Source organism: Huintestinicola sp. (assembly GCF_051882455.1).
Classification (GTDB): Bacteria; Bacillota; Clostridia; order Oscillospirales; family Ruminococcaceae; genus Huintestinicola.
The window spans coordinates 26693-32764 of sequence record NZ_JBJERV010000067.1 but is presented as its reverse complement, the minus strand read 5'-3'; the positions used below and the strand labels follow the sequence as shown (position 1 = coordinate 32764).

5 protein-coding genes are annotated in these 6072 nt (G+C 44.6%); all 5 read right to left on the bottom strand.

Annotation, left to right across the window (positions count from 1 at the left end):
* Nucleotides 1-95: 95 nt before the first annotated feature.
* The 5 genes from ACI4J0_RS08995 to ACI4J0_RS08975 are packed head-to-tail and all read right to left on the bottom strand — an operon-like array spanning nucleotide 96 to nucleotide 6065.
* Nucleotides 96-1772 (bottom strand): thiamine pyrophosphate-binding protein, encoded by a 1677-nt coding sequence (locus ACI4J0_RS08995; protein WP_439765480.1) that lies wholly within the window; start codon nucleotides 1770-1772, stop codon nucleotides 96-98.
* 49 nt (nucleotides 1773-1821) lie between these two features.
* Nucleotides 1822-2817 (bottom strand): NAD-dependent epimerase/dehydratase family protein, encoded by a 996-nt coding sequence (locus ACI4J0_RS08990; protein WP_439765479.1) that lies wholly within the window; start codon nucleotides 2815-2817, stop codon nucleotides 1822-1824.
* 42 nt (nucleotides 2818-2859) lie between these two features.
* Entirely contained in the window at nucleotides 2860-3987 is a 1128-nt protein-coding gene (locus tag ACI4J0_RS08985) for an acyltransferase family protein (protein ID WP_439765478.1), read from the bottom strand.
* 15 nt (nucleotides 3988-4002) lie between these two features.
* The gene (locus ACI4J0_RS08980) at nucleotides 4003-5037 is read right to left on the bottom strand and encodes a hypothetical protein (protein WP_439765477.1); all 1035 of its coding nucleotides are present in this window, start codon (nucleotides 5035-5037) and stop codon (nucleotides 4003-4005) included.
* A 53-nt stretch (nucleotides 5038-5090) separates the two neighbouring features.
* Complete coding sequence (locus ACI4J0_RS08975; protein WP_439765476.1) at nucleotides 5091-6065, bottom strand: glycosyltransferase family 2 protein; 975 nt, start codon at nucleotides 6063-6065, stop codon at nucleotides 5091-5093.
* Between the last annotated feature and the right edge of the window lie 7 nt (nucleotides 6066-6072).

Below are 6072 nucleotides of genomic sequence, written 5' to 3'. Positions count from 1 at the left end.
AAAATTTTTCTTAATTTTTTCATTTGGGGTATTGACTTTTTATAGCTGGTCTTTCTATTTTCAATGTTAGGATATTTTTGCGGATCGCTATAGTTTCAGATATTATCCAGCCGCTCATATCGGCTTCGCTCAAGGTACGGACTCATATCCTGACAAGGCTTTCCTTTCGGAAGCGACGGGGTGAGCCCGTTTTCGCTGTCAAAGCGTATTTCGTAAAACAGCGTTTTATTTTTGGAGGCGATGGCTGCTTTATCATCTGATGTGTATATAATGCCATAGCTTTCGGATATTTTTCTGAAATCGGGAGTGCTGTAGCCGCTTTTTTCGTCAACGTGTATGCTCATACCGCCAAGAGCTGTTTTTTCGTGATCCCGTATCATTTCCGAGCAGCTGTTATTGAGAAGGACTATCGTTATCGGGAGCTGCCAATGGGATATATACCGGAGCTCCTGAATATTGTACTGAAGTCCCTGATCGCCCGTTACGCAAATTACATCGCCGCCTGTGGCATAATGCACTCCTATTGCACGTCCGAGAGCCGAGCCAAGGGTGCCGAAGGAGCGTGAGCAGTAAACACAGTCTCCCGAACCGCTTTTTTCATAGGCTCTTGAAAAGTAAAATTCGTTATTTCCCACATCGCAGACATATGAGACGCCGCTTCGGGAACGGATAAAGCCTGCAAGTCTTTCGACCTGCAGGGGACAGTCTTCGTTTATCAGCTCTTCTTTAAGATATCTGCATTTTCCGAGCCAGCTGTCCCCATGGCTGAAGCATACTTCCTGCTCATACAGCGTTTCAAGGAAGTCCCCGCCGTCGCAGGTGAAGGTGAGTTCACCCGGAATATGCCTTTCAAACTCGTTTTCATCAATGTCGATGCGTATGACCTCCGCATTTTTTATCACAGGCGCAAAGCTTTCTGATGTAAGCGGGAATGCCATTCTGTTGCCCACAGATATGATAAGGTCAGCTTTTGAGAGGATAAAATTGCTGTAGCGGACGCCGTGACTTCCCACATATCCGAAGTAATACGGCGACCCGCCGAGAATATCCTGAGAGCCTCGGCTTGAAAGCACGGGGATACCCAGCGATTTAACGATATGGTGAAGTCTTTCCTTTGGTACAGTGTGTCTTATGCCGTCTCCGATAAGCAAAACGGGTCTTTCGGAGCTTATAAGCTTTTTCTTTGTCTCGTTGGCGGCACGTCTGCTGTTTTCCGTAAGCTTGTCATCAGCTGCATAAGTCTCGATATGGTCGGACCCGGGCATATCTGCTGCGAACAGTGATGCCGCGATATCCAGCAGCACGGGTCCCTTTCTGCCGCTTACCGCAGCGGTGATCGCCTTGCCGAGAATTTCTCTGACATCGCTCAGACTGTCGATATTTGCGGCAAATTTTGTAAATCCCGATACACAGCTGACTATATCAAGCTCCTGATTATTCATAAAACGGGGGGCACCCGAGGTCCTTGCGGAATGGGCGGTAATAAACAGCACAGGTACAGACTCCTGATATGCCTCAGCGATACAGGTGACCATATTTGTTATACCGGGACCTCTTGTGGCATAGGCAGCTCCGAGCTTTCCCCCTGCCTGAGCATAGCCCAGCGCAGCAAAGCCTGCTGTCTGCTCGTGATGGGTCAGATGAGGAGTAAGGGCGGGTTCGGCATTTTTCATTGCCGAAAGCAGCTTTAAGATCACTCCGCCCGGGATACCGAAGGTATCCGTTACGCCGTATCTTATTAACTCGCTTACTATAAATTCGGAAACAGTCATACTTTTATTTACCGTCCTTTGAACATGGGGACCGCTTTATTTACGGCATTTATTCTTTGATGGAGGCGTATTTTTTTACTATTGCGCCAATTCCTTCCGAAAGGGGCGTTTTTACGGAAAAACCAATGGACGCTGCTTTGGAATTGTCAAGTATCATGCCTTCCAGCTGTTCACAGCTGCCTTTGGGATATATTACTCTCACATTGCTGCCGAGATATTTATTTGCACTGTCTGCAATTATCTCGGCAAGCTCTGAGGCAGAGGCATAGCTTCCTGCTTGTCCGCCCGATGAAATATTGTACGCTTCACCGCTTTCGCCATTCACAGCAGCGCAGAGCAGACCGTCCAGCGCGTCCTCGAGATAAATATTGTCACGCCTTGACATTTTCGGTGCATTGATAGTGATATCATTGCCGTTCAGTGCGCATTTGATAAATTCGTAAAATGCAGTTGCGGGCATTTCGGCAGAGTAACCGTAAACATAGCTGAATCTGACTATTACGGTATCCACATTATATTGCCTGTAATATGCTCCTGCCAGCGCTTCCGTCATTCGCTTGGATTCGGAATAGGGGATATTTGCCGAGGATAGTCTGTCAGCCAGATATGTATCATCTTCCGAGACGGTTTTTCCCTCGGCAGGGGCTGCTCCGTAAACTGTGGCAGAGGAGAATACTATCAGACGTCCGCTTTTTCCTGTTTTTTCCTTCTGATCTTTCAGGTATTCAAGGCAGTTCCTTGCTCCGTCGATATTTGATGAGATCGTATCCACAGGTCTGCTTTTTATCTCGTTTCCCGATATGGGGCTTGCTGCGTGGAAAATATAATCAAGCTCGGAAAGCTCCTCCGAAAGACCTGCTGCCGCATTTCTTTCACGGCAGTACAGATTTCCCGAACTGAGCTTATCTTTAAAGACACGCTCAAGCTTTGCCATATTTCTTCCCATTGCAATGACCTGCGCTCCTTCTTCAAGAAGTCTGCACACGAGACCGCTGCCTATGAGTCCTGTTGCGCCTGTGACCAATATTTTTTTACCTTTAAGCATTGATATTATCTCCTTTACGTAGTCGGTATAGTTATGGTTTTGCTATTTTTTATCGGCATATCTTGCTTCCGCAGATGTTTCCGCAGGGGGAGCAACGTATTCATCGATCCTTCTGCACAGCAGCCGTATCCGTTCGGTTTTGAAAAACGGTGTTTCCAACAGCCTTTTTCTCATTATGTCAAAAGCGGCACAATAGATGAATACTATCAGTACCGATGCAAATATCATAAGAATATAGTATTTGCTTTCGATCCATGAGCTCGGTTTCAGGATACGCCAGGTAAGACTTCTGGAAAAATGTCCGTCGTGGAGCAGGAGGACTCCAAGAGTCGTACTTGCCGTAATATTTATCCATTTTGACTGCTTTATATTGATGCTTTTGAAGAAAAAGAATATGAGCAGACCTGCTGTAATATTCAGCAGTCCTCCTTCATCACTTAGAAAACGTGACATAAATTGCAGTATCTTTTCATCTATCGGAATAATTTCAGGCAATATATGGTAACTTACGATCAATGCCCAGTTTATTATAAAAAGGGTCATCGTGACCAATGGCTTTTCAAGCCACTTCACCGGATGCCTTTTCAGAAAGATCATAAGAAAATAAAAGTATACAAATAGAATTAACCTGCAGTATACGTCCTGTTCGCTTGATGTTATCGGACCGATCACTCTGCTGAATATCACGAATACTGTGAGCACACCAACGAGAAAACAGTTCTGTTTATCGGTTGTGTGCTTTGAAACTGCGGTCAAAAACGGCAGCAGCAGGTAGAATGCCAGATATGTGGCGGCATAGCCCTGCACGGCACCTGTTATCGGCAGAAGGGCGCCGATAAGCTCGGGGATAGTCATTTTGAGTCCTGTCATCAATGCAGCCGCTGTTGTTATCACACTGTAGAATATGACTTCAAGATAGATCTTGAAAAATCGTTCTGCTTTGAATGAACTGTCGGTTATAAAATATGCGGTGATCGCAATGAATGCGTCAAATCCGATCTTTCCTCCGGGCAGAAATATATATGAAATAAAACGGTTTGCGATGGGTTCCGCAATATGAATACCTCTGCCGTGATAAACCAGATGATGGGCGATTATCATCATCATACAGATTATCCTGCAAAGCTCTATATTTGATTTTCTGCTTTTTTGCGTTATATTTTGCTCCATTTATTACACTCCGTGTTATTTGCCCAAAAGCTTCTTCAGATCATCGGCAGTGTATCTGTGACGCATTTCAAGGGGCATATCTGAAAGAATTTTGTTGATCTCGGAAAGTGACATTTTGTAATCGAGTTTCATGGCAGCGGCATATTTGTAAGCTGCCTTATGAACGGCGGGTATAAATCTGAGGGGGGAATATCCCCAGACCTCCATATCATGGCTGCGGAATTTTTCCAGGATATCGCATACCTCCAGAACACAGTCAAAATCATATTCTGTACCGTAATGCTTATTCATATGATCCACAATGATCTCTGTCTGAAGGTTTCCCGCACCTTGTCCCATTCCTGCGGCACAGGAATCGATTATACATTCACGGTCTGCCAGGTTTTCGATAAAATATCTGGCGTTTGAAAAAGCGTTTTCCATATTATTATGAGCGTGGAAGCCTATCCTTACACTTTCGTCAAGTCCCTCGCCGTAAAAGCGGTAAAGCCTTTCGATATCCCTTTCGTCCATATATCCGAAGCTGTCGACGAAGTAGAGCGCATATGCTCCCATCTCATTGGCGGAGTCAACAAGCATTTTCAGCTCGTCATCGGTATAGCGCATGGTCAGCATGGGCTGAATAAAGGTCTTATAGCCTTTCTTTGCCAGCGAAGCGCAGAAATCTACAGATTTTTTCAGCTGGGAATATCTTAGTATCACTCTGATACCGTCAACCATTTCGGGCGTATGCTCGGGTATCTTATCAACAGGGGTATCGGGGTCGATATAAAGACCTGTGAATATCTGCCGGGGGTCCTTTCTCTCGGGCAGAAATCTGCACAGATCACTGAGGTTTTCATAAACCGCAAATCGCTCTCTGCCGATGCTGCTCTCGGACATACAGCCTATTTCGATAATGTCTATCCCCGAATCTCTCACCAGTTCGGCAATTCTGAGCTTTTCGCTGTCGGTAAACGCTTCTGTTTTTATACCGATATGGTCGTTATAATCAAGTCCCTGTCCGCCGTCACGCAGCGTACAGTCCAGTATTTTTATTTTTTTATTCATATAGAACGTGTTCCTCAAAGATATGTTTTTTTATTTTCTCAGCGCCGTGCATATCAGCTTTTTGTCTGAGACATCTCTTTTTCCGAATTTTCGAAATTTATTCGCTCGTGTTCAATGACCAGCGGACGTTTCATACTTCGCTGATTTATCGTAAGGATATATTCACCCATAAAGCCCATGAAAATAAGCTGAACAGCGCCGAGGAAGAATACGCCTATCAGGATAACGGGGATACCGAAATCAAAAGCATCCCAGTTCAGAAGCTTCTTTATGAAATATACCAGAGATATTATCACGCTTATTATGGCGACCCCGAAGCCGAAAAAGGTACACATACGCAGACCTATCTTCGTGTATGACGTGAAGCTCCTCATTGCCATATCATAAAGCGTAAAGAAACGGATATGACTTTTGCCGGCTCTTCTTTTCTGCTGTTCATACTCAATGGATTTTCTGTTGCCTGCAAATTCTGCCACAACACCGCGCAGGAACGGCGCGGGGTCATCAAGCTTTCGCATTATATCAAGAAAGCTTTTATCATAACAGCCGAAGCCTGTGAAGTGTTCTATTATCTCTGTGCTGGATATTTTTTTGATGAGCCTGTAATATATTGTTCTGAAAAAGCGTATGAGTCTGTTTTCCTTGCTTTCTGTCTTTATGGCAGTTACAACGGTATAGCCCTGTTCCCATTCCCTTACCATTTTATGTATCATTTCCGGAGGGTCCTGAAAATCGGCACAGAAGAGTATGGCACAGTCGCCTGTTGCCTGCATAAGACCGTAATAGGGTGAATTATCGGGACCGAAATTCTTTTCGTTGAATATGGCTTTTACATTCCTGTCCTCTTTGCAGAGCTCTCTTATTATTTTTCGTGTATTATCCTGAGAGTTGTTATCGATTATAAGTATCTCATAATCATATTCGGGAAGGTTTTCCTTTATTTCTGCACGTACTGCTTCTGTTACAGGTCTTATATTTTCCTCCTCGTTAAAAGCAGGTATAACTATGCTGACAGTTTTTTCTGCCATTGTTGTT